The organism is Vescimonas coprocola (assembly GCF_018408575.1).
Taxonomy (GTDB): domain Bacteria; phylum Bacillota; class Clostridia; order Oscillospirales; family Oscillospiraceae; genus Vescimonas; species Vescimonas coprocola.
The window spans coordinates 203652-223915 of sequence record NZ_AP023418.1; the positions used below are offsets into that span (position 1 = coordinate 203652).

General features: G+C 61.3%; 19 protein-coding genes and 5 tRNA genes. 13 read left to right on the forward strand and 11 right to left on the reverse strand.

The window, feature by feature from the left end:
• Nucleotides 1–32: 32 nt before the first annotated feature.
• Both KJS28_RS01015 and KJS28_RS01020 read right to left on the reverse strand, forming a co-directional pair.
• On the reverse strand, nucleotides 33–1514 hold the full coding sequence (locus KJS28_RS01015) for a UxaA family hydrolase (RefSeq protein WP_213541393.1): 1482 nt from the start codon (nucleotides 1512–1514) through the stop codon (nucleotides 33–35).
• Nucleotides 1511–2962 carry a tagaturonate reductase gene (locus tag KJS28_RS01020; protein WP_213541394.1) on the reverse strand — a complete coding sequence of 484 codons (1452 nt, stop codon included), beginning with the start codon at nucleotides 2960–2962 and terminating at the stop codon, nucleotides 1511–1513. Before KJS28_RS01020 ends, KJS28_RS01015 begins: the two co-directional genes overlap by 4 nt.
• Nucleotides 2963–3148: 186 nt before the next feature.
• Between KJS28_RS01020 and KJS28_RS01025 the strand changes: the two genes are divergently transcribed.
• The 5 genes from KJS28_RS01025 (at nucleotide 3149) to mtnN (ending at nucleotide 8731) form a co-directional block, all read left to right on the forward strand.
• Nucleotides 3149–4396, forward strand: coding sequence for an efflux RND transporter periplasmic adaptor subunit (locus KJS28_RS01025; RefSeq protein ID WP_213541395.1), 1248 nt, complete (start codon nucleotides 3149–3151; stop codon nucleotides 4394–4396).
• Entirely contained in the window at nucleotides 4393–5082 is a 690-nt protein-coding gene (locus KJS28_RS01030) for an ABC transporter ATP-binding protein (protein ID WP_456341205.1), read from the forward strand. Before KJS28_RS01025 ends, KJS28_RS01030 begins: the two co-directional genes overlap by 4 nt.
• Nucleotides 5072–6667 carry a biotin/lipoyl-binding protein gene (locus KJS28_RS01035; RefSeq protein WP_213541396.1) on the forward strand — a complete coding sequence of 532 codons (1596 nt, stop codon included), beginning with the start codon at nucleotides 5072–5074 and terminating at the stop codon, nucleotides 6665–6667. Before KJS28_RS01030 ends, KJS28_RS01035 begins: the two co-directional genes overlap by 11 nt.
• Nucleotides 6668–6680: 13 nt before the next feature.
• Complete coding sequence (locus KJS28_RS01040; RefSeq protein ID WP_021858954.1) at nucleotides 6681–7928, forward strand: ABC transporter permease; 1248 nt, start codon at nucleotides 6681–6683, stop codon at nucleotides 7926–7928.
• 128 nt (nucleotides 7929–8056) lie between these two features.
• Entirely contained in the window at nucleotides 8057–8731 is a 675-nt protein-coding gene (gene mtnN / locus KJS28_RS01045; RefSeq protein ID WP_213541397.1) for a 5'-methylthioadenosine/S-adenosylhomocysteine nucleosidase, read from the forward strand.
• Nucleotides 8732–8966: 235 nt separating this feature from the next.
• Here the strand turns inward: mtnN and KJS28_RS01050 are convergent, their stop codons facing one another.
• From KJS28_RS01050 to KJS28_RS01065, 4 genes are all read right to left on the reverse strand, one after another.
• Nucleotides 8967–9794 carry a peptidoglycan-binding domain-containing protein gene (locus KJS28_RS01050; RefSeq protein WP_213541398.1) on the reverse strand — a complete coding sequence of 276 codons (828 nt, stop codon included), beginning with the start codon at nucleotides 9792–9794 and terminating at the stop codon, nucleotides 8967–8969.
• Nucleotides 9787–10071: a phage holin family protein gene (locus KJS28_RS01055; protein ID WP_213541399.1), complete on the reverse strand. Its 285-nt coding sequence runs from the start codon at nucleotides 10069–10071 to the stop codon at nucleotides 9787–9789. Before KJS28_RS01055 ends, KJS28_RS01050 begins: the two co-directional genes overlap by 8 nt.
• 11 nt (nucleotides 10072–10082) lie before the next feature.
• Complete coding sequence (locus KJS28_RS01060; protein WP_213541400.1) at nucleotides 10083–10388, reverse strand: hypothetical protein; 306 nt, start codon at nucleotides 10386–10388, stop codon at nucleotides 10083–10085.
• A 181-nt stretch (nucleotides 10389–10569) separates the two neighbouring features.
• Nucleotides 10570–11787, reverse strand: coding sequence for an acetate kinase (locus KJS28_RS01065; protein ID WP_267873549.1), 1218 nt, complete (start codon nucleotides 11785–11787; stop codon nucleotides 10570–10572).
• Nucleotides 11788–12012: 225 nt separating this feature from the next.
• Here KJS28_RS01065 and KJS28_RS01070 point away from each other — a divergent pair.
• From KJS28_RS01070 to KJS28_RS01105, 8 genes are all read left to right on the forward strand, one after another.
• Nucleotides 12013–12087 (forward strand) — tRNA-Gly (locus KJS28_RS01070).
• A gap of 12 nt (nucleotides 12088–12099) precedes the next feature.
• Nucleotides 12100–12176 (forward strand) — tRNA-Arg (locus tag KJS28_RS01075).
• 48 nt (nucleotides 12177–12224) lie between these two features.
• Nucleotides 12225–12301, forward strand: a tRNA-His gene (locus KJS28_RS01080).
• A 50-nt stretch (nucleotides 12302–12351) separates the two neighbouring features.
• A tRNA-Gln gene (locus tag KJS28_RS01085) sits at nucleotides 12352–12426 on the forward strand.
• A 65-nt stretch (nucleotides 12427–12491) separates the two neighbouring features.
• A tRNA-Lys gene (locus KJS28_RS01090) sits at nucleotides 12492–12567 on the forward strand.
• 395 nt (nucleotides 12568–12962) lie between these two features.
• Nucleotides 12963–14063, forward strand: coding sequence for a tryptophan--tRNA ligase (trpS, locus tag KJS28_RS01095; protein WP_021858597.1), 1101 nt, complete (start codon nucleotides 12963–12965; stop codon nucleotides 14061–14063).
• Between the two features lie 25 nt (nucleotides 14064–14088).
• Complete coding sequence (locus tag KJS28_RS01100; RefSeq protein ID WP_213541401.1) at nucleotides 14089–14526, forward strand: GtrA family protein; 438 nt, start codon at nucleotides 14089–14091, stop codon at nucleotides 14524–14526.
• Nucleotides 14527–14550: 24 nt separating this feature from the next.
• Entirely contained in the window at nucleotides 14551–15909 is a 1359-nt protein-coding gene (locus tag KJS28_RS01105; protein WP_213541402.1) for an ROK family protein, read from the forward strand.
• A 248-nt stretch (nucleotides 15910–16157) separates the two neighbouring features.
• On the opposite strand, the gene KJS28_RS01110 is transcribed toward KJS28_RS01105, so the two are convergent.
• The 5 genes from KJS28_RS01110 to cysS all read right to left on the reverse strand — a co-directional run bounded on the left by KJS28_RS01110 (nucleotide 16158) and on the right by cysS (nucleotide 20106).
• Nucleotides 16158–16760, reverse strand: coding sequence for a hypothetical protein (locus tag KJS28_RS01110; RefSeq protein ID WP_213541403.1), 603 nt, complete (start codon nucleotides 16758–16760; stop codon nucleotides 16158–16160).
• Nucleotides 16761–17063: 303 nt separating this feature from the next.
• Entirely contained in the window at nucleotides 17064–17237 is a 174-nt protein-coding gene (locus tag KJS28_RS12740; RefSeq protein WP_213542197.1) for a sigma factor-like helix-turn-helix DNA-binding protein, read from the reverse strand.
• A 6-nt stretch (nucleotides 17238–17243) separates the two neighbouring features.
• Nucleotides 17244–17522, reverse strand: a complete 279-nt coding sequence (locus tag KJS28_RS01120) for an RNA polymerase sigma factor (RefSeq protein ID WP_213541404.1) — start codon at nucleotides 17520–17522, stop codon at nucleotides 17244–17246.
• A 209-nt stretch (nucleotides 17523–17731) separates the two neighbouring features.
• Complete coding sequence (locus tag KJS28_RS01125) at nucleotides 17732–18292, reverse strand: helix-turn-helix domain-containing protein (RefSeq protein ID WP_213541405.1); 561 nt, start codon at nucleotides 18290–18292, stop codon at nucleotides 17732–17734.
• A 365-nt stretch (nucleotides 18293–18657) separates the two neighbouring features.
• Nucleotides 18658–20106, reverse strand: coding sequence for a cysteine--tRNA ligase (gene cysS, locus KJS28_RS01130; protein ID WP_213541406.1), 1449 nt, complete (start codon nucleotides 20104–20106; stop codon nucleotides 18658–18660).
• Nucleotides 20107–20264: the final 158 nt, after the last annotated feature.

Below are 20264 nucleotides of genomic sequence, written 5' to 3' on the forward strand. Positions count from 1 at the left end.
TCTTTCGTTCTATGTTCTTTGGTAGGCTGTGTTTACAGGGTAACGCCGTCCTTCCAGATGGCCAGTTCCCGGTAGCCCAGATTTTCGGAGCAGGTGGCCAGACCGGAGGCTGTGGCCATCACCCGGTCCAGCAGAGTCTCTGCGGCATCATCCCAAGAGTCCCCCTGCACCAGCGTACCGGCGTTGAAGTCGATCCATCGGGGCTTGCGCTGGGCCAGGGCGGTGTTGGTGGAGATCTTCAGCGTGGGGACAGGCCCGGCAAAGGGCGTTCCCCGTCCAGTGGTGAAGAGCACCATGTGCGCTCCCGCCGCCGCCAGAGCGGTGGTGGATACCAGATCGTTACCGGGGGTCTGGAGTACGGTCAGGCCTCTGTTCTGTACCCGCTGACCGTAGGACAGTACCCCACAGATAGGAGAACTGCCGCCCTTCTGGACACAGCCCAGAGACTTCTCCTCCAGTGTGGTGATGCCGCCGGCCTTGTTGCCGGGGGAGGGATTTTCATACACCACCTGCCCGTGGCGGACGAAGTAGTCCTTGAAATCCGCCACCAATGCCGGCAGTTCCTTTTGTACTGTTTCGTCGGCACAGCGGCGGAACAGCACCCCCTCGGCGCCGAACATCTCCGGCACCTCCGCCAGCAGAGCCGTACCGCCCATGGCCACCAGTCGGTCGGCAATGCGGCCCACCAGCGGATTGGCGGTGATGCCCGACAGACCGTCGGAGCCGCCGCACTTGAGACCGACGACCAGTTCGCTGACGGGGATGCTGCACCGAACATCCTTAGCGGCGTGGTCAATGAGCTGGCGCAGCAGAACCTTGCCGGCCTCCAGTTCGTCCGGGACGGACTGGCACTCCAGAAACGCTATTCGCTCCGGGTCCCAGTCCCCCAGCAGCTTTTTCAGCTCCCCGATGTTGCTGTTTTCACAGCCCAGTCCCAGCACCAGTACACCGCCTGCATTGGGATGGCGGATCAGATCACACAGGATACGACGGGTATGCTCCTGATCGTCTCCCGTTTGGGAACAGCCATAGGGATGGGGCCAAGCGTAGACACCCGTCACGCTGCCTCGGATATCGCGGGAGACTATCCGTGCCAGCGTTTCAGCCACGCTGTTGACACAGCCCACGGTGGGGATGATCCAGATCTCATTGCGGATGCCCACACCTCCCTTGCGGCGAAAGCCCTGAAAGGTGCGGGAGGCAGGGGCCACTGATTGCGTCGGGACGGCGATGGACGCCGAGGTAACGGCCTCTCCGTCGAGGGAGGTGGCCAGATCGTGGCTGTGGACCCAGTCGCCCACATGGATGGCTTGGGTAGCGTGGCCAATGGGAAAGCCGTATTTCACTACGGCGGCCCCGGAGGGGATATCCATCAGCGCCAGCTTGTGACCTTGGGGGATATCCTCCCGCAGGGTTACGGTCCCGGCGGAGGTTTCCAATGTCTCTCCGGACTTCAAAGGCTCCAGCGCCACAGCTACGTTGTCGTCGGGATGGATTTGCAGAATATGACTCATAGCACCGCCTCCTTTCGGCAGGCATCCATGGCGGCGGCTATGCCGTCCCGGCGGATGCGCTCCAGATGAGCGGCTGCGGCGGCTGTAAAGCCGGGCAGTTGGTTCAGATCCTGCCCCCAGAAGTTCTCCTGTGCGGCCAACGCCGTTATCAGCATCTGCGACGTATCCTCTGCATGGGCGGCAAAGAACTCCAGCACGGCCGCCTCGTCCCGCACAGGGTATGTCTCGCCGCTGCGCTGACCTTGGGTATAGAAGGCACACAGGGCAGCGAAGGAGAAGGTCAGCCGCACCGGCAGCCGCCCCGTCTTTTCCAGATAGGCGGTGACACTGGGCAGCACCCGTGCCCGCCACTTGGAGACAGAGTTCAGGGCGATATCCAGCAGCCGGTGATCGATGTAGGGGTTGGCGAACCGCTCCTCCACCGCACGGGCAAAGGCTTCGCAGTCCTCACGGGGCAGGGATAGGGTGGGGATGATCTCCTGAAACAGCGCCCCCTCCAGATACGCCCGGACGGCCTCGTCCTCCATACACTCCCGGACGATGTCGTGGCCCGCCAGATAGGCCGCCAGCACCATGCTGGTGTGGGCGCCGTTCAGAATGCGGACCTTCTGCTCCTTATAAGGATGGTGGTCCGCCACGAACTTCACCGGCAGCCCCGCCTTTTGGGCGGGAAACTCCCGGCTCAGGGCCTCGTCGCCCTCGATGACCCACAGCCCGAAGGGCTCTGCGGTATCCAGCAGGGCATCCTCATAGCCGTTCTCGGCATTGAGCCGGGGAGCCTGAGCGGCAGGATAGCCGGTGACGATGCGATCCACCAGCGTATTGCAGAACCGGTTCTCCTCCCGCAGCCAGCGCAGGAAGTCCTCCTCCAGCGCCCAGTCGGCGGCGTGGCGCAGCACGGTGTCCCGCAGGACGGTGCCGTTGTTGGCAATGAGCTCACAGGGCAGGAGGATCAGCCCCGGCTTTCCGGCGTGCCAGCGCTGCCACAGCAGCCGGGTCAGCTTGGCGGGGAAGGAGGCGGGCGGGCAGTCGTCAAAGCGGCAGGTGGGGTCATAGACGATGCCTGCCTCCGTGGTGTTGGAGATCACAAACCGCAGTTCATCGCCGCACCCGAAGTCCAGCAGCTCCTGCCATTGAATGAACACGTCCAGTGCACGACTGACGCACCGGATGAGCCGCCGCTGGTTGACCACCTGACCGTTGAGCCTTCCCCGCAGATACAGCTGATACAGCCCGTCCTGCCGGTTGATGCGCCCCGTCTTGCCGGTGGAGGCCGGAGGGACGATTACCACGCTGCTGTCAAAGTCCGCCTTTTCGTTCATCTGATCGATGAAATCATCCACAAAGCCTCGCAGGAAGTTGCCGTCCCCAAATTGCAGGACACGCTCCGGCATTCGCCGGGACAGGGACGCCTCGGTGCCTAAGGTTCGATAGCTGAGCAGTTCCATAGCCCTACCTCCATGATATATCTGTAATATATCATACTCTGCGTTGCGTGGACTGTCAATGCTCATTTTCACCGCCATAGGCGATGGAGGGAACATTTTCCGGCCCATTGCCGTCCTATAAAAGGAAAGACCGGCGGCGCAAGGAGCCGCTTGGGCAAAACACAGTGAAATTAAAGGAGAAATGACATGAAAAAGATGGCACTGCTTTTAGCGGCGCTGTTGCTGCTGAGCAGCTTGGCGGGCTGCGGAAAAAGCAGCAAAGGCAAGGCGTCGGTGGAATCCGTATCCATGATCTGCGGCCTGAGCGGCGTGGGACAGGCGGATCGCTTCGCCGGAGTCGTCAGCGCTCAGGGCGAAACGAAGGTGGAGAAGGATGACAGCCGTCAGGTGGCTTCCGTTGCCGTAAAGACCGGAGACGAGGTGAAAAAAGGCCAGACCCTCTTTACCTACGACCAGACGCAGGCCCAGTTGGATCTGGAGAAGGCCCAGCTGGAGCTGGAACAGATGAAAAGTACCCTCAGCGCCAAGCAGGAGGAGAAAGCCCGTCTGGAACGGGACAAGAGCAACGTCTCGGCAGATCAGCAGCTGCAATACGATCTGGAGATCCGGGAGGCCACGGCGGCCATTCTGGAGCAGCAGTACAACATCACCCTGAAGGAGAAGGAGGTGCAGCGTCTCGGCAACAGCGTCGGCAGCGCCGACGTCACCTCTCCGGTAGACGGCCGGGTGCAGGCGGTGAACGAGAACGGAGGCACCGACAGCAACGGCAAAGCCCTACCCTTCATGACCATCGTGGAGACGGCAGGCTTCCGTGTGAAGGGCTACGTCAATGAGAACAATGCGTCGGCCCTGTCCAAGGGGGCGGAGGTGCTGGTCCGTTCCCGTGTGGGCAGTGACGTCTGGAAGGGCAGTATCAGTTCTATTGATTGGAAGAATCCCGCCACCGGTAGCAATCAAAACACCATGGACGGCGGCAGCGACGTGTCCACCGCCAGCAAGTACCCCTTCTATGTGACGCTGGACAGCAGCGATGGTCTGCTGATGGGCCAGCACGTTTACATCGAGCCGGATCACGGTCAGGGCCAGCGGCAGGAGGGTATCCACCTGCCCGCCTATTACATCAATGACGCCGACACCTCCCCGTGGGTGTGGGCGCAGGATAAGAACGGGAAGCTGGAAAAGCGCAGCCTGACCTTGGGTACCTATGAGGAGACGCTGGCCACCTATCCCGTGGAGAGCGGGCTGACGACGGAGGATTATATCGCCTACCCGGATGAGACACTGACGGTGGGAATGATCTGTGTTCCCTATGACCAGCGCACCTTTAAGCCGGACGATAGCAATGCATCGGGTGGCGGCGTTGAACAGCCGGAGGGTGGTGGCGGTGCCGTAACGGACGGTACTGCCAAAGACAACACCGTGACGGAGGGCTGAGCATGATCCTTGAAATGCGGAATATCTGCAAGGACTACCCCATGGGCAAGACCGTGACCCGTGTGCTGCGGGACGTGAGTCTGGATGTGGCCGAGGGAGAATACCTTGCCATCATGGGACCATCCGGCAGCGGCAAGACCACGCTGATGAACATCATCGGCTGTTTGGATGAGCCCACCAGCGGCAGCTATCTCCTGTGCGGGCAGGATATCACTGCCTGCACGGACCTACAGCTGGCGCAGGTGCGGAACCAGGAGCTGGGCTTCGTGTTCCAGTCCTTTCATCTGCTGCCCCGGCTGACGGCGCTGGATAACGTGGCCCTGCCGCTGCTGTACGGCGGGGTGAAGAAGGCGGAGCGCCGGGAGCGGGCCCGTGCGGCGCTGGAGATGGTGGGCCTCGGCGACCGGATCGACCATCGCCCGGACCAGCTGTCCGGCGGCCAGTGCCAGCGTGTGGCCATTGCACGGGCCATGGTGGGCGGCCCCAAGCTGCTGCTGGCGGACGAACCCACCGGCGCCTTGGATTCTGCCAGCGGCGCACAGGTCATGGAGCTGTTCCATCAGCTCCATGAAAACGGTGCCACTATTATCATGATTACCCACGATGCGCAGGTGGCGCAGCAGGCCCAGCGGATCATGACCATCCGGGATGGTGTCCTCAGCGGAGGTGACAACCATGAACAGTAAGCTCAAGCGGCCGCTGCTGGCGGCGGGTATCGTAGTGGGTGTGTGCGCTCTGGTGTGGGGTGGGCTGACGCTGCTTCGCAACGGCAGCCGCAGCGCCGTAAAGGTCTATCCCGTGACAGAAATCGGCATGACGGAGTATGGGGGTGACACCACGGAAACCAGCGGTACCGTTACCATGGATAAGCTCCAGAAGGTGTACCTCTCCAAGACCCAGAGCTCTGCGCAGGTCTATGTGACGGAGGGCCAGACGGTAAAGAAGGGAGACCGCCTGCTGAGCTACGACAGCACCCTGACGGAGCTGGACGTGGAGCGGGCCCGCATCGCTCTGGAGCGCCTGCGGCTGCAACAGGAGAACACCCGCAAGGAACTCCAGCAGCTTCAGCTGGCCGAGGACAAGGAGAAGCTCCAGCAGCAGGCGGATGCGCTGTCCGCCAAGATCGAGAAGAAGCTGGCGGATTCTACCGGCGAGATCATTCGCCGGGATTCCAAGCCCATCCAACCCGGCAAGCCCCTGCTGCGTGGCAGCGCCGCCGGTACGGCGGAGGATCCCCTCTACTGCGACTGGAACAGCGGTGATGCCCTGACGGAGCAGAACCTGTCGGTGCTGCTGCCGGAAGGGGAGAAGGAACTGTATGTGGTGCTGGTGACCCACCGGGGCGACGAGACACTGGGGGACATCATCGGCAGCTGGGGCCTGCACCTGATCCGTGGAGAGAACGGAGCCATCTCCGTGTCGCTGGCGGAGCTTCCGGCGGCGGAGGATATCTCCGTGGACGGCACCACCGACGAGATACGTCAGCTGCGCAAGGAGCTGCAGCGGGTGCAGGAGCTGTTGAGCCGATCCTATACCAAGGCGGAGCTGCTGCGGATGCAGAACGATAAACTCCGGGAGATTCAGGAGGCGGAGACCTCCATCAAAATGGCGGAGCTGGACCTGCGTAAAAAGCAGACGGAGGCATCCGACGGCAGCGTGTACAGCCAGCTGGATGGTGTGGTCAAAACCGTCCGTTCTCCGGGGGATGCCGCTGCCAACAACGAAGCGGTGGTGGAGGTTTCTGCCGGCGGCGGCTATTACGTCACCGGCACCGTCAGCGAGCTGCGGCTGGACACCGTGAAGGTGGGCCAGACGGTGAATATCAGCTCACGGATGACCGGGGCTGCCTGCACCGGCGAGGTGGTGGAGATCAGCACCTATCCCACCGACGGCGATTCCTATGGGGGTGATGGTAACCCCAATGTATCCTATTACCCCTTCAAGGTGTTCGTCAGCGAGGATCAGCAGCTGCAGGAGGGGGAGAGCGTCAGCATCAGCTATCAGGCGGTATCCGACAGCGACGGCAGCAGCCTGTATCTGGAGAATATGTACGTCCGCACGGAAAACGGCAAGAGCTACGTCATGGCCCGTGGGGAGAACGGCAAGCTGGAGCAGCGCTGGGTCCAGACCGGTAAGGTGGTGTGGGACAGCTACACCCAGATCCGTGGCGGCCTGACGCCGGAGGACTATGTGGCCTTCCCCTATGGCCGGGACGTGGTGTCCGGAGCCAAAACGGAGGAAGCCACCGTGGATGCCCTGTACAGCTGGTAAGGAGGCGGTAACTATGTTGGAAAATATCAATCTGGCGCTGCAAGGCGTGTGGAGCCATAAGCTGCGGTCGTTTCTGACCATGCTGGGCATCATCATCGGCATTGCCGCCATCATCACCATCGTCTCCACCATCCGTGGTACCAACGAGCAGATCAAGCAGAACCTCATCGGTGCCGGCAACGACATGGTGCAGGTGCAGCTGACGCAGGACGGCAGCACCGTGGACTTCTCCTACGGGGAGCTGCCGGAGGGCATCGCCGCCATCACGTCTGCCATGCGGGACGAGATGGATGCCCTGCCCGGCGTCTCCGCCGTGGCCATGTACCGCCAGCGCACGTGGGCCGACGGCATCTATGCCGGCAACCAGTCCTTCACCGGCACCCTCAACGGCGTGGACGACCACTATCTCTCCGTGGCGGGCTATCAGGTGAATTACGGTCGTGCCTTCCTGCCGGAGGATTTCTCCTCCCGCCGCAAGGTGGCCGTCATCGATACGACGGCGGCCCAGAGCCTGTTTCCCGGACAGAACCCCATCGGCGGTGTCATCGAGATGCAGGGCGAACCCTTCACCGTGGTGGGCGTGGTGAGCCAGAGGGTCACCTCCCAGCCGGTCATCAACAGTGTAGAGGATTATCAGATGTACGCCCGCACCACCTCCGGTACCGTTATGATCCCGGAGAGCTGCTGGCCCATCGCCTTCCGCTACGACGAGCCTATGAACGTGGCGGTGCGGGCCTCCTCCACCAACGATATGACCAAGGCCGGAAGCGGCGTGGCGGATTACCTGAACAGTCAGGTGGTCACCAACCGCCAGCTGACCTATCAGGCGCAGGATCTGCTGAAGCAGGCCTCCGAGCTGCAAAGCCTGTCGGAGACCACCAACCGCCAGCTGATCTGGATCGCCGCCATCTCACTGGTGGTGGGCGGCATCGGCGTCATGAACATCATGCTGGTTTCCGTCACCGAGCGCACCCGTGAGATCGGCCTGAAAATCGCCATCGGCGCCCGGAAGAGCCGCATCCTCTGGCAGTTTCTGACGGAGGCGGCGGTGCTTACCAGCTTGGGCGGCCTGCTGGGCGTCCTGTGCGGTATCGGTCTGGCGGAGATGCTGAGCCACGTCATGGGTACGGCAGTGGCCATCAGCGCCCCGGCCTGCATTGTGGCGGTGGCCTTCTCCATGGTCATCGGCATCGTGTTCGGTCTGGTACCTGCCGTCAAGGCCTCCCGCCTGAACCCCATCGAGGCCCTGCGCCGGGAGTAAGCACTGTCCCAAAGTCCCTCCGGCCTTCCCGGAGGGACTTTTTCTCTCCCGCAGGCGCTTTCCCTTGACACACGTCCCCCATCCCGTTACAATGGAGAAAAATACGCACTTTAAGGAGGAACTCCATCATGACCATTGGTCTGGTATACGCCATGCCCGGCGAAATAGAGACGCTGCTGACAGACGAGACCCGCACTCCCATCCGCACGGAGGCGGGCGTGTCCTTTTATCAGATCCGCCCCCATATCATCGCCTGCTGCTGCGGCGTCAGCAAGGTCAACGCCGCCATGGGCGCCCAGCTGCTCATCAGCCTCTACCACCCGGATCTGGTGCTGAACGCCGGTGTGGCCGGCTGCTTCGAGAATGTCCCCATCGGCACCATCGTTCTGGCGGAGGGCTTCGTGCAGCACGATGTGGACACCACCGCCATCGGCGATCCCGTGGGACTGGTGTCCACCGTCAACCAGATTCAGTTCCCCACGGCGGACCTGCCTGCCGCCAAGGCCGCCATGGATGCCACCGGAGTCCCCTATCGCACCGGCTGGGTGGCCACCGGCGACTGGTTCGCCACCGATACCCCCCGCTCCCACTGGATCGCCGATACCTTCCACCCGCTGCTGTGCGAGATGGAGGGCTGCGCCGTGGCGCAGGTGTGCCTGCGAAACGGGGTGAAGTTCATGGCCATCAAGTCCGTGTCGGACTGCCTGTTTGAGCACCACGACTTCGCTTTCAACTTCCCCGCCGCCATGAAGGATCTGAACCGTGTGGTCATGGCCTTCCTGACCCAACTGACAAAGGAATGAGAGGAGGGAGAAAATGGAGATGAATTATACGGAAGCACTGCTGCGAGCAATTATTGAACTGATTGGACAGTGCGATACGATAGAAGAACTTCGTGAAAGCGTGAAACGCATCATGCAGGACTAAGTCCAAGCACAGCGATTCTGCTCAAAAATCTGCAGCTCTGCACGAAACAGGCGGCATCTCACACATCCAAGTCAGAGCACACAGCTTACACTGTGTGCTCTGACTTTATCCTTATCGCCCCAGCAGATAGCCCCAACTGGCGGCCCCCAAGATACCGTCCACGCCGAGGCCGTGGTCGGCCTGCATCTTCCGCAGACCGGCCTCCATTTTGGCCCCGAACAGCTTGTCACTGACGGGGATGGCGTAGGGGTAGTACCCCTTGTCCTTCATCAGCAGCATGGCGCTCCGGACGTCACCGCCCTCCATGCCACGCTTCAGCATACGCAGCTCCACGGTCACCTGTTCCTCCTTCCTGATGGTCGGCGCAGGAGACGGCTTGGCCGTCCCCGGCGCCCGGTACGGGATACCGAAATACTCGCACAGTCCCCGGCAGGTAGCCTCTGCAATGGCCCCCAGATGGCTGTGGAACCACTGGGCGTCGGAGGCGTTGTCGTGGAACACGTGCTCCTCATAGAAGCTCACCGCCGCCGGAGCCCGCAGCTCATACCACACGCTGCTCTCCGACAGTCGGATGGGCTGGTCGTAGATTTTCCGGCGATACTTCAGGATACACGCCGCCAGCTTTCGCCCGCCGCCGGAGCCGGGATAGATCATAGGCCGGTAGCCCCGGACGCCGCCGTTGGCGGCGTTGGTGTGGCTGACGTAGTGGACGTCGGCACCCCACGCATCGGATTCCCGTACCGCCTGCAGCATCAGGGCGTCCCCGTCCTCACCGGACTTGGGCGTCCGTCGTGGCCCCCGCTTATACTGGATGCCGCAGGCTGCCAGATACGGCTCCAGCACATCCAGATAGAGGTTGTTGTGGGTGGTCTCGTCGCACCCCGCCACGGCGCAGGGATTCCAGTAGTGATACGCCGGGGACAGATACACCTTAGGCATCTCCGCCCGCCTCCTTGCCCAGCTGCTTGGCCGCCTGATGCAGTCCCGTGGCCGCCAGACCGCTGACGATGCCCACCGCCGCAGCGGTGATAGGGTCCCCCGCCGGATAGTCGGGGATGGGCAGCAGATAGAAGCTCACCAGCCCCAGCAGCCCGCCCAGCAGGCCGCAGAGAATGGGGATCCACTTGTTGTCCATCCGGCTGGCCCGCACGGCCATGCCCATGAGATAGGTGATGACGGTGATGGCCGCCACGCTGGCAATACCCAGATTTTCCATAAAAGCCCTCCTTATGATATAATGTCCCAGGTCTTGACCTCCTGATAGATACGATCGATGAAGGAATTGCCCCGCAGGGCCTTATAGGCCCGGTACTCCAGCAGAAAATTCTCATACTCATACTGCCGGATGGCGGAGTGCTCCCTATTCTTATAGTATGTATGCAGCATATTGCTCCGCAACAGGCATTTCTGCCCCTCCCGCAGGTGCTTCGTCCCCGTCAGCGCCTCCCGCACCGGCCGCAGCAGCAGGATCAGCGCCGCACCGATTCCGGTGACGCAGGAGGAGATGCCCGCCAGAACCGTCAGCAGCTCCATACCGCCGCCTCCTCTCGTATTGTCTCCATGTTCTCACACTCCCTTCTGCCTGTGGCGTCCCCGCTGGGAAAGTTGTACCGCCTGTTGCCCTCCACCGGACAACAGGGAAAAATTTCCGGGCTCCCCAACAAACAAAAAAGGAGCCGACTGCATAGCAGTCGGCTCCTTGCGTCAAACAAGCTTACTTGTTCTTGTTCTCCTCCACGATGGACAGGGTGTCCTGAGCGATCATCAGCTCCTCATTGGTGGGGATGACCATCACAGTGACAGGGGCGCCATCCTTGGAGATAATGCGCTCCTCACCACGGGTGTTGTTCTTCTCCTCGTCGCAGGTAATGCCCATGAACTCCAGACCCTCCAGAATGTGAGCACGGGTGGAGGGGGCATTCTCACCCACACCGGCGGTAAAGACCACCACGTCCACGCCGTTCATGGCGGCGGCGTACTCAGCGATCATCTTGTGTACACGGTACTCAAAGATCCGCAGGGCGATGGCGGAGCGGTGATGGCCCTTGGCGGCAGCAGCCTCCAGATCACGGAAGTCGGAGGACACACCGGACAGACCCATCATGCCGGAGCGCTTGTTCAGACCTTCCATCACAGAGGAGATGGAGCGGTCGTACTTGTTGGCCACATACTCGATAACGCCCACGTCCATGTCACCGGCACGGGTACCCATGGGCAGACCGGCCAGCGGCGTCAGACCCGTGGAGGTGTCCACGCACTTGCCGCCGTCCACAGCGGCCAGAGAGGAGCCGTTGCCCAGATGGCAGGACACGATCTTCAGATCCTTGGGATCCTTGCCCAGCAGCTCGGCGGCCCGCAGGGTCACATAGCGGTGGGAGGTGCCGTGGAAGCCGTAGCGGCGCAGCTTGTCGTTCTCATAGTACTTGTAGGGGATGCTGTACAGATAGGCGTGCTCCGGCATGGTCTGGTGGAAAGCGGTGTCGAACACAGCCACCTGCGGCACGTCGTCGCCCAGCACCTTGCGGCAGGCCTCGATGCCGATGATATTGGCAGGGTTGTGCAGGGGAGCCAGAGGCGTGCAGTCCTCCACGGCCTTCAGCACCTCATCGTTGATGAGCACGGAGGAGGCGAAGGTCTCGCCGCCGTGGACCACACGGTGACCCACCGCATCGATCTCCTTCATGGAGGAGATGACGCCGTTCTGGGGATCCACCAGAGCGTTCAGCACGGTCTGGATGGCCTCGGAGTGGGTGGGCATGGCCACATCGGCGGCCTTGATGGTCTCCTTGCCCTCCACCTGGGGCTTGTAGGTGAATTTGCCGTCCAGGCCGATGCGCTCGCACAGGCCCTTGGCAAAGACCTTGCCGGTTTCCGGATCCATGAGCTGATACTTCAGGGAAGAGCTCCCCGCATTGATGACAAGTACTTTCATGATGAAATTCTCCTTATCTTTTTGTTTCCGACCCCACATCATGGGGAGTATATCGTGATAATGATAGCATACCGCCCCAGCCTTTACAAGCGTTATTTTCTTCACAAGAGCCTCTCTGCCGCCGCCTCCCGCCGGAAAAAACTTCAAAAAAATCCGATTATCCCGTTGACAAAGGGCGTGAAACATGGTAACATATCAAAGCTGACGATTTTGCGGAGGACCCATGCGGGTGTAGCACAATGGCCAGGGCACCAGCCTTCCAAGCTGGGGATGCGGGTTCGATTCCCGTCACCCGCTCCACTGACTTTATTTGCGCCAGTAGCTCAGTTGGATAGAGCAACTGCCTTCTAAGCAGTAGGCCAGGGGTTCGAGTCCCTTCTGGCGCGCCACTCTTTTGCTGAAGGAGCATCGTCAGCATCCCTTGCGGTTCATATTTGGTGGGTGTAGCTCAGTTGGTTAGAGCACCGGATTGTGGTTCCGGGTGTCGAGGGTTCGAGTCCCTTTACCCACCCCACTGAATATCAGGGATTGGGAGAGATCCCAATCCCTGACCTTTTTTCACACAGGGGTGTAGCCAAGTGGTAAGGCAAGGGACTTTGACTCCCTCACTCGCTGGTTCGAGTCCAGCCATCCCTGCCAAAGTGTATCCGGAGGGTCGTACCGGCATGATCGGCTGCCTGCCCTCCTGCGAAAATAAACCGTCCGCTCCGTTAGCTCAGTCGGTAGAGCACCTGCCTTTTAAGCAGGGTGTCCGGGGTTCGAATCCCCGACGGGGCACCAAAAAGAGAAGCACCGCAAAGCGGTGCTTCTCTTTTTGGTGCCTGCCGGTTTTTGCTGTGCAAAAACCGGGGCCGCAAGCGGCCTTTGATTAAAATCGTGAGGGGGAAACCGCCCAAGGTTTCCCCCTCACACGCCCCTTTCCTTGCCTCATAGGGAAGCGATTCCCTCTAACACCACAAAGCTGGGCATTCCGCATGGTGCGTCTCTTTTTGGCATCTGGTGGATTCGAAACGAGTTCCGGCTTCGCACGGCCCAACGGGACGTCAAAGCCGGACGCAATATTCCACCCGCCCACCGGGGCAGCATCCCCCAATTTTTCTGTTGGAAAAATCGGCGCACCTGTGGTATAATATCCTGACATCATACAGCAAACGAAGATTTGCGGAGGGATCACCATGAAAAACATCATTCTTACCGGCGACCGTCCCACCGGCCGCCTGCATCTGGGCCACTATGTGGGCTCCCTGAAGCGCCGGGTGGAGCTTCAGAATTCCGGCCGCTTCGACGAGATCAACATCCTCATCGCTGACGATCAGGCCCTGACCGACAACGCCGACAACCCCGGCAAGATCCGGGAGAATATCATCAACGTCGTGCTGGACTACCTCTCCGTGGGCATCGACCCCACCAAGTCCACCATCTGCGTGCAGTCCACCCTCCCGGCGCTCCATGCCCTGACCTTTTACTATATGAATCTGGTCACCACGGCACGTCTCTCCCGCAACCCCACGGTGAAGTCCGAGATCCAGATGCGGGGCTTTGCCGACGAGGGCCTGCCGGTGGGCTTTTTCGCCTATCCCGTCTCTCAGGCCGCCGATATCACGGCCTTCCACGCCAACGTGGTGCCTGTGGGCGAGGATCAGCTTCCCATGCTGGAGCAGACCCGTGAGATCGTGGAGAAGTTCAACCGCATCTATGGCGAGACGCTGACCATGCCCACCGCCATGATCCCGGAAAACGAGATGCAGCGCCGTCTGCCGGGCGTGGACGGCAAGGCCAAAATGAGCAAATCCCTTGGCAACTGCATCTACCTGTCCGACAGTGCCGCCGTGGTGAAAAAACAGATCAACGGAAAGATGTTCACCGACCCCCTCCACCTCCAGATCAGCGATCCGGGCCACACCGAGGGCAACGTGGTGTTCACCTATCTGGATGCCTTCTGCACCGACGAGCATTTTGCGGAGTTCCTGCCGGACTACGCCAATCTGGAGGAGATGAAGGCCCACTACCGTCGGGGTGGCCTGGGGGACGGCACCTGCAAGAAATTCCTCTTCAACGTGCTGGAGGAGACGCTGGCCCCCATCCGGGAGGAGCGGGCCAGATGGGCGAAGGACATCGATACGGTGTACGATATCCTTGCCGCCGGCACCGTCAAGGCGGCGGAGACCACCAACGAGACGCTGGCGCAGGTCCGCAAGGCCATGCGGATCGACTACTTTACCGACCGCTCCATCGTGAAGGAGTGGGAGACCCTTCTCCGCAAGGCCAACCAGTGACCCGCAGAAAGGAACGACTTACCCCATGAAAAACAAAAGAGAGTGGGGCCGGGTGCTGAAATTCACACTGTTCTCCATCTCCGCCGGGGCCATCGAAATGGCCTCCTTTGCCCTGCTCAATGAGCTGCTGCACGGGAGCTACTGGCCCTGCTATCTCATCGCTCTGACCCTCTCGGTGTTGTGGAACTTCACCCTGAATCGAAAGTTCACCTTCCAGAGCGCCAACAACGTCCCACAGGCCATGGCGCTGGTGCTGCTGTACTACTGTGCCTTCACCCCCCTGTCCACCCTGCTGGGCAGCTATCTGGCGGATACCCTCCATTGGAACGAGTATCTGGTGACGTTTTTGAACATGGTGCTGAATCTGGTCACGGAATATGTCTATGACCGGCTGGTGGTGTACCGGGGCGCCGTGGACACCGCCCGCCGTCCGGAGGAACAGCCGGCGGAGGACTGCCAATAGAGCGCCCATAAGGAGGAGCCTGCTATGGAGTATTTGGGCATCCCGTTTTCCGTAAAAAATGTCCCCTGCCTGCAGCCGGACTTTCTGCCCTTTGCCCCGTGGCGGACGGCCTATCTGTCCCAGGCCCGCCAGCCCTTCCGCATCGCCGTGGAGGGGAACGGCACCGTGGTGTATGAGACACGCATCCGTGGCGGGAGCCCTGCCGATCTGCAATATCTGGAGCGCACCATCAAGCTGCTGCTGTGGAGCGTCGGAGGGTGGCGGGTGACGCTGCAGGGGGACGGAGTTCTGATCTCCCAGTTGGGGGAAATCTTCAGCCCCCACGGCTCCCGTGCCTTTGACGTGGCCATGATGGAGACGGTGTACGGCCGCCCATTTTGCGTGGAGGCGGCGGGGGAGCGCTTCCCGGAGCCCCGACCGGCGGCCCGCCCCATAGGCGGGCATCTGGAGGGCTGCCGCATCGGATTTGACGCCGGCGGCTCTGACCGCAAGGTCTCCGCCGTGGTGGATGGCCGCACCGTCTACTCCGAGGAGGTGGTCTGGCACCCCAAGACCGCCGCCGACCCCCAGTATCATCAGCGGGAGGTGCTCTGCGCCCTCCGCACGGCGGCGGCCCATCTGCCCCGTGTGGATGCCATCGGCGTCTCCACCGCCGGCATCGTCCGGGGAGATGAGCTGATGGTGTCGGCGCTGCTGGCTGCCGTCCCGCCGGAGCGCCAACAGGAGGGACGTACCCTCTACCGCAGAGCCGCAGCCGCCATGGGGAATGTCCCGCTGGCGGTGGCCAACGACGGCGATGTCACGGCGCTGGCGGGCTATATGAGTCTCGGCACCGGCCCCGTCATGGGCATCGCTATGGGGACCAGTCAGGCGGCGGGCTATGTGGATGCACAGGGCCGTGTCTCCGGCTGGCTCAATGAGCTGGCCTTTGCGCCGGTGGATTTGGCAGAGGCGGCCCCCAGAGACCCGTGGTCCGGTGATACCGGCGTAGGGGGGCAGTACTTTTCTCAGGACGCCGTGATCCGGCTGGCCGCTGCCGCAGGAGTTCCCACAGATGCGGCCCTGACCCCGGCTCAACAGCTGCGGCAGGTGCAGGAGCTGGCCCGGCAGGGCCATCCCGCTGCCCGGAGGATCTTCCGGGATATGGGGGTGTGCCTTGCCCATACGCTGGCCCTGTACGCTGAAATTTACCCGCTGCGCCATGTGATGGTGCTGGGCCGTGTGGCCTCCGGTATCGGCGGGGAGTGGATGACGGAGACCTGCCGCCGTGTGCTGGCGGAGGAGTACCCTCAGCTGCCGCTGGAGGTGCTGCTGCCGGACGATCGCTTCCGCCGCATCGGCCAGTCCGTAGCCGCCGCCAGTCTTCCGCAGGTGCGCCCGTAACGCTGCCATCCCCGAATCGGCAGATCTTTCCGAACGGTGTGTGCCGGTTGGAACACCTTGCTCAATGAGGTGTCCTGCCAAATGGTGTACCCTGCCGAGTAGAACACCCTGCCAGATGGGCCGCCTTACCAAATGCGGCACCGTGCCGGGTGAGGTGGCTTGCCAAATGACTTATCCTATAAACCGTGAATTTCCAATTTTTTGTTCTGCTCCCGTTGCCGGTCGGCAGACTATCGAATGAAAAAATATCAGAATGACCCTCCGGCTTTTGCCGGAGGGTCATTCCGCTGATCGTTCTTCTTGATGACAGGTGGAGTTACTTCGGGGCCGTAGCGCAGATCGCTCCAGACGGTCCGAAATGCCCCATGATCGGACATCCGGTTTTCCAGTGCCGTTTTTGCCGGGTATTGCAGAAATCTGTACGGATAGCTGTAATTGAACCGGCTATCCGGCACATTTCGGTATTCTGCGTGAGGAATTTCATCGGCGGCATAGACCACATAGCCCCGCCCGTGCTGCGCCGCAGTGGACAGAGAAAATGTCCCGAAAATGTCCCGCTGTCCATAGATGCCCTGATAGCCGTAGGGGGAGGTATCCGCCTCCAGAGAGTGGTAGGGCGCCCGGAAGGTCTCCCCGTCCCGATCGTACAGAACCCGGCCGGCGACCTCTCCGGCGGCGCTCCACAGCTCATCCGACTGGTATACCGGCAGAGCTGTATGGCGGCTGTCCCATGGAAGGGCGGGGCCGTGTTCCAGAGAAAGTGGTGGAAGATCATCCAGCCGGCAGGCTCTCCCGTCAGCTTTACCCCTACCCCGGTTATGCACAGCGGGTTGGAGCCGCTGCTCCGGCAAAAGCCTCCCTTCTGGTCGAACTCCTGAACGCTGACCACTACCTGTATGGCCCTGCGACAGGCCTCGATCTCCTCCCGCCGCAGGAGCCGGAAGCCCAGTAGCATCAGCACCAGCCCGATACCGGGCAAAAGGTAGTTCAGTCCCCAGAGATTCGTCCCCAGGGCGGTCAGGGCCGTGCCTGCCAGCACCCGGCCCATGGCCCGCTTTCACGGAGTGACCGCCACCTTATCCGGCAGGCGCTCCGGTACACTGGCCTGCAATGCGGCCTCGAAGGCCTTTTCGTTCAGAAAGCCCCAGTCCTCCTTAGGAACGCTCATCACCTCCCGGCAATTTCCGCAGCTGCCGTTTCAGCCGGTATAGCCGGCCCTCCACCGCCCGCTCCGTAAGCCCCAGCTCCAAGGCGATCTGGGCGGTGGAGGGCAGATAGTAGTATTTTCGGTAAAACAGAAGCCGCTCACCGGCGGATAGCTGCCCCAGCGCCGCTTACAGGGCGGTCTGCCGCTCCTGACGCAAAAGCGCTTCCTCCGGCGTCAGCTCCGGGGAGGGGGGATCCTCCGACAGGGCTTCGGCCCCGCCGTGCCGGGAGATCCGCCGGGCGTGATTCAGCGCCGTATGACGGGTGAGGGAGGTCAGCCAGCCATTCCAGCTTCCCCGCTCCTCCTGAAAGACATCGATTTTCTCCCAGACCCGCATGGTCACCTCGGAAAGACGCTCCTCCCGCTCCTGAGGGTCCCGCAGAATGGGAGCGATGACGTATCGCACAGCGGCCCATCGTGTACCAGCAGGGCGTGCAGCCCTTGCTCGTCCCCCTCACGCAGCAAGGCGATGCTCTTCCGCTCCTGCATACGGTCTCCCTCTCTTCGCTTCTACTGGATCATACACGGTATCCAGAAAAATCCTACGTTTTTTGCGGCAGCTGTCAAAAAAGGATGAACCACCGAGAACATGGTTCATCCTTTTTCATACATTATTCATCCGTTCTTGCGGTAGACCGTCCACTCCAGCAGCCGCACGGTGGTGTTGCCCACGTTGACATACTGCCGCTCCGCCTGCCCCGGCAGGGAGAGGCAGTCCCGGCTCTCCAGCCGGAACACTTCGCCGCCGCAGGTGACCTTCACCGTTCCGCTGAGCACCGTCAGGTACACATGAGAGCCGGGGACGTGGTCCGCCGCCTCATAGACACCGCTGATGAAAATATCCATCTGGCAGCTCTCGCTGCGGCTGTCGGTATCAAAGGGGAACAGGGGATAGCGGATGACTTTGCCGCCGTAGAGGCGCTGCCCGGCCACGTCTACCGCCCGGTACAGAGTGGCGGGAGCCTCCTCACGGTTTTCAATGAGCAGCTCCAGAGGGACGTGGAGTCCGGAGGCGATCTTGCCCAGCACCGCCAGCGTGGGGTTCACGCTGCCACGCTCTACCTGACCCCACATACTCACAGAGATGCCGGCCAGCTCCGCTGCCCGATCCATACTCAGTCGCTGGGACTTGCGGATGCGGTGAATATTTCCGGCCACAGCCTGATGCAGTTCCATACCGTTTCCTCCAATATTCTGCCTGTTTTCTCTATCATATTACTGAAATCGGGCAGATTTGTCAATACCTGACGGTGGAATATACAGATGATATTCGGCAGTATCCGCTTGGGAGAAGTCACTCTGCGTGCCGGTGGGGCACGTTTCCTATGTAAAAAAGCATATTGAAAGAAAGTCACCCGCCGGAGGCACGAAAAGACTGCTGGGAAAAGTAGGCGCCGGAGGCAAAAGAGGAAAGAACTGCCGGAGAGTAGGGTGCCGACAACATACCATCGATGAACAAGGGCAAGTACGCCTGCCACCGATGGTAACAAAAGGGGAGGAGAACGGCACAGGCATTCTCCTCCCCTTGACCTATGAAAGCGTTATCTCTTCCAGCGCACACCACCGGGGATGTCCGTGATCTCCACGCCCATGGCCTTCAGATCGTCCCGGATGCGGTCCGCCTCGGTGAAGTCCTTGGCCTTCTTGGCGTCGTAGCGGGCCTGCAGCAGAGCCTCCACCTGAGCGTCCGTCTCGCCGCTCTCGCTGACGATCTGGAACCCGCCGGAGACCGGAGCGGTCTGCTTCTGCTCTGCCTTTTTCCGGGCGGCATTCTCCAGCAGATCCAGACTCAGCACCCGGTCGAAGTCCGCCAGCACATACCGCTTGGTGGCCCCGTTGGTCTTGGCCTTCAGCACGTCATACAGCACCGTCACCGCCATGGAGGTGTTCAGGTCGTTGTCCATGGCCGTGCGGAACTTCTGCTGCAAGGGCGCTGCCGCCGCCATATCCACCGCACCGTCCTCCTCCGGCAGGGCGGCGATCTTGGCGATGAGCTTGCCATAGGCCACGGCGGCGTTGTCCAGATTCTCCCAGCTGAACACCAAGCTCTTGCGGTAGTGGCTCTGAAGGCAGAAGAACCGGTATACCACCGGTGCATAGCCCTTCTCCTCCAGCAGGGACACCGTCAGGAACTCACCCTTGGACTTGCTCATCTTGCCGCTGCTGGTGTTGAGGTGGGCCACATGGCACCACTGGGGGCACCAAGGGTGGCCCAGATAGCTCTCCGACTGGGCGATCTCGTTGGTATGGTGGGGGAAGGCGTTGTCCACGCCGCCGCAGTGGAGATCCAGATACTCACCGTTGTACTTCATGGAGATGCCGGAGCACTCGATGTGCCAGCCGGGGTAGCCCACGCCCCACGGGGAATCCCACTTCAGGGCCTGATCCTCGAACTTGGACTTGGTGAACCACAGCACAAAGTCGTTCTTGTTGCGCTTGTTCACGTCCTCCTCCACGCCCTCCCGGACGCCTACGGCCAGATCCTCCTCGTTGTGGTCGTTGAACACATAGTACCGCTCCAGCTTGCTGGTGTCGAAGTACACGTTGCCGCCGGCCACATAGGCGTAGCCCTTCTCCAGCAGGCGGGAGATGATGCGGATGTAGTCATCAATGAGCCCCGTGGCGGGCTGCACCACGTCGGGGCGCTTGATGTTCAGCTTGCGGCAGTCCTCGAAGAAGGCGTCGGTGTAGAACTGGGCGATCTCCATGACGGTCTTGTGCTCCCGGCGGGCGCCCTTGAGCATCTTGTCCTCGCCCTCGTCGGCATCGGAGGTCAGGTGGCCCACGTCGGTGATGTTCATGACCCGGTTCACATCGTAGCCCACATAGCGCAGGTACTTCTCCAGCACATCCTCCATGATGTAGCTGCGGAGGTTGCCGATGTGGGCAAAGTGATACACCGTGGGGCCGCAGGTATACATCTCCACGTGGCCCGGCGTGTGGGTCCGGAACTCCTCCTTCTTATGGGTGGCAGAATTATACAGATACATAGTCAAGCTCCTTTTGGCTGCAAATTTTAGCTGCAAAATTCGGAAAGCTCCGTGCAGAACAGAAAACGCCTCCCATGCCCGCAGGCATGAGAGGCGAAGCGGCTGCTCCACGGTTCCACTCTCGTTTATCGCTCGATGGCCGGTGACGGCGGCCTGCC

Bases quoted from the DNA above. Each gene is read 5' to 3' on its own strand.
- KJS28_RS01035 (WP_213541396.1), top strand. From the start codon at position 5,072: ATGAACAGTAAGCTCAAGCGGCCGCTGCTGGCGGCGGGTATCGTAGTG.
- trpS (WP_021858597.1), top strand. From the start codon at position 12,963: ATGAAAAACATCATTCTTACCGGCGACCGTCCCACCGGCCGCCTGCAT.
- KJS28_RS01015 (WP_213541393.1), bottom strand. From the start codon at position 1,514: ATGAGTCATATTCTGCAAATCCATCCCGACGACAACGTAGCTGTGGCG.
- KJS28_RS01105 (WP_213541402.1), top strand. From the start codon at position 14,551: ATGGAGTATTTGGGCATCCCGTTTTCCGTAAAAAATGTCCCCTGCCTG.
- KJS28_RS01060 (WP_213541400.1), bottom strand. From the start codon at position 10,388: ATGGAGCTGCTGACGGTTCTGGCGGGCATCTCCTCCTGCGTCACCGGA.
- KJS28_RS01125 (WP_213541405.1), bottom strand. From the start codon at position 18,292: ATGGAACTGCATCAGGCTGTGGCCGGAAATATTCACCGCATCCGCAAG.
- KJS28_RS01020 (WP_213541394.1), bottom strand. From the start codon at position 2,962: ATGGAACTGCTCAGCTATCGAACCTTAGGCACCGAGGCGTCCCTGTCC.
- KJS28_RS01050 (WP_213541398.1), bottom strand. From the start codon at position 9,794: ATGCCTAAGGTGTATCTGTCCCCGGCGTATCACTACTGGAATCCCTGC.
- cysS (WP_213541406.1), bottom strand. From the start codon at position 20,106: ATGTATCTGTATAATTCTGCCACCCATAAGAAGGAGGAGTTCCGGACC.
- KJS28_RS01025 (WP_213541395.1), top strand. From the start codon at position 3,149: ATGAAAAAGATGGCACTGCTTTTAGCGGCGCTGTTGCTGCTGAGCAGC.
- mtnN (WP_213541397.1), top strand. From the start codon at position 8,057: ATGACCATTGGTCTGGTATACGCCATGCCCGGCGAAATAGAGACGCTG.
- KJS28_RS01055 (WP_213541399.1), bottom strand. From the start codon at position 10,071: ATGGAAAATCTGGGTATTGCCAGCGTGGCGGCCATCACCGTCATCACC.
- KJS28_RS01040 (WP_021858954.1), top strand. From the start codon at position 6,681: ATGTTGGAAAATATCAATCTGGCGCTGCAAGGCGTGTGGAGCCATAAG.
- KJS28_RS01065 (WP_267873549.1), bottom strand. From the start codon at position 11,787: ATGAAAGTACTTGTCATCAATGCGGGGAGCTCTTCCCTGAAGTATCAG.
- KJS28_RS01100 (WP_213541401.1), top strand. From the start codon at position 14,089: ATGAAAAACAAAAGAGAGTGGGGCCGGGTGCTGAAATTCACACTGTTC.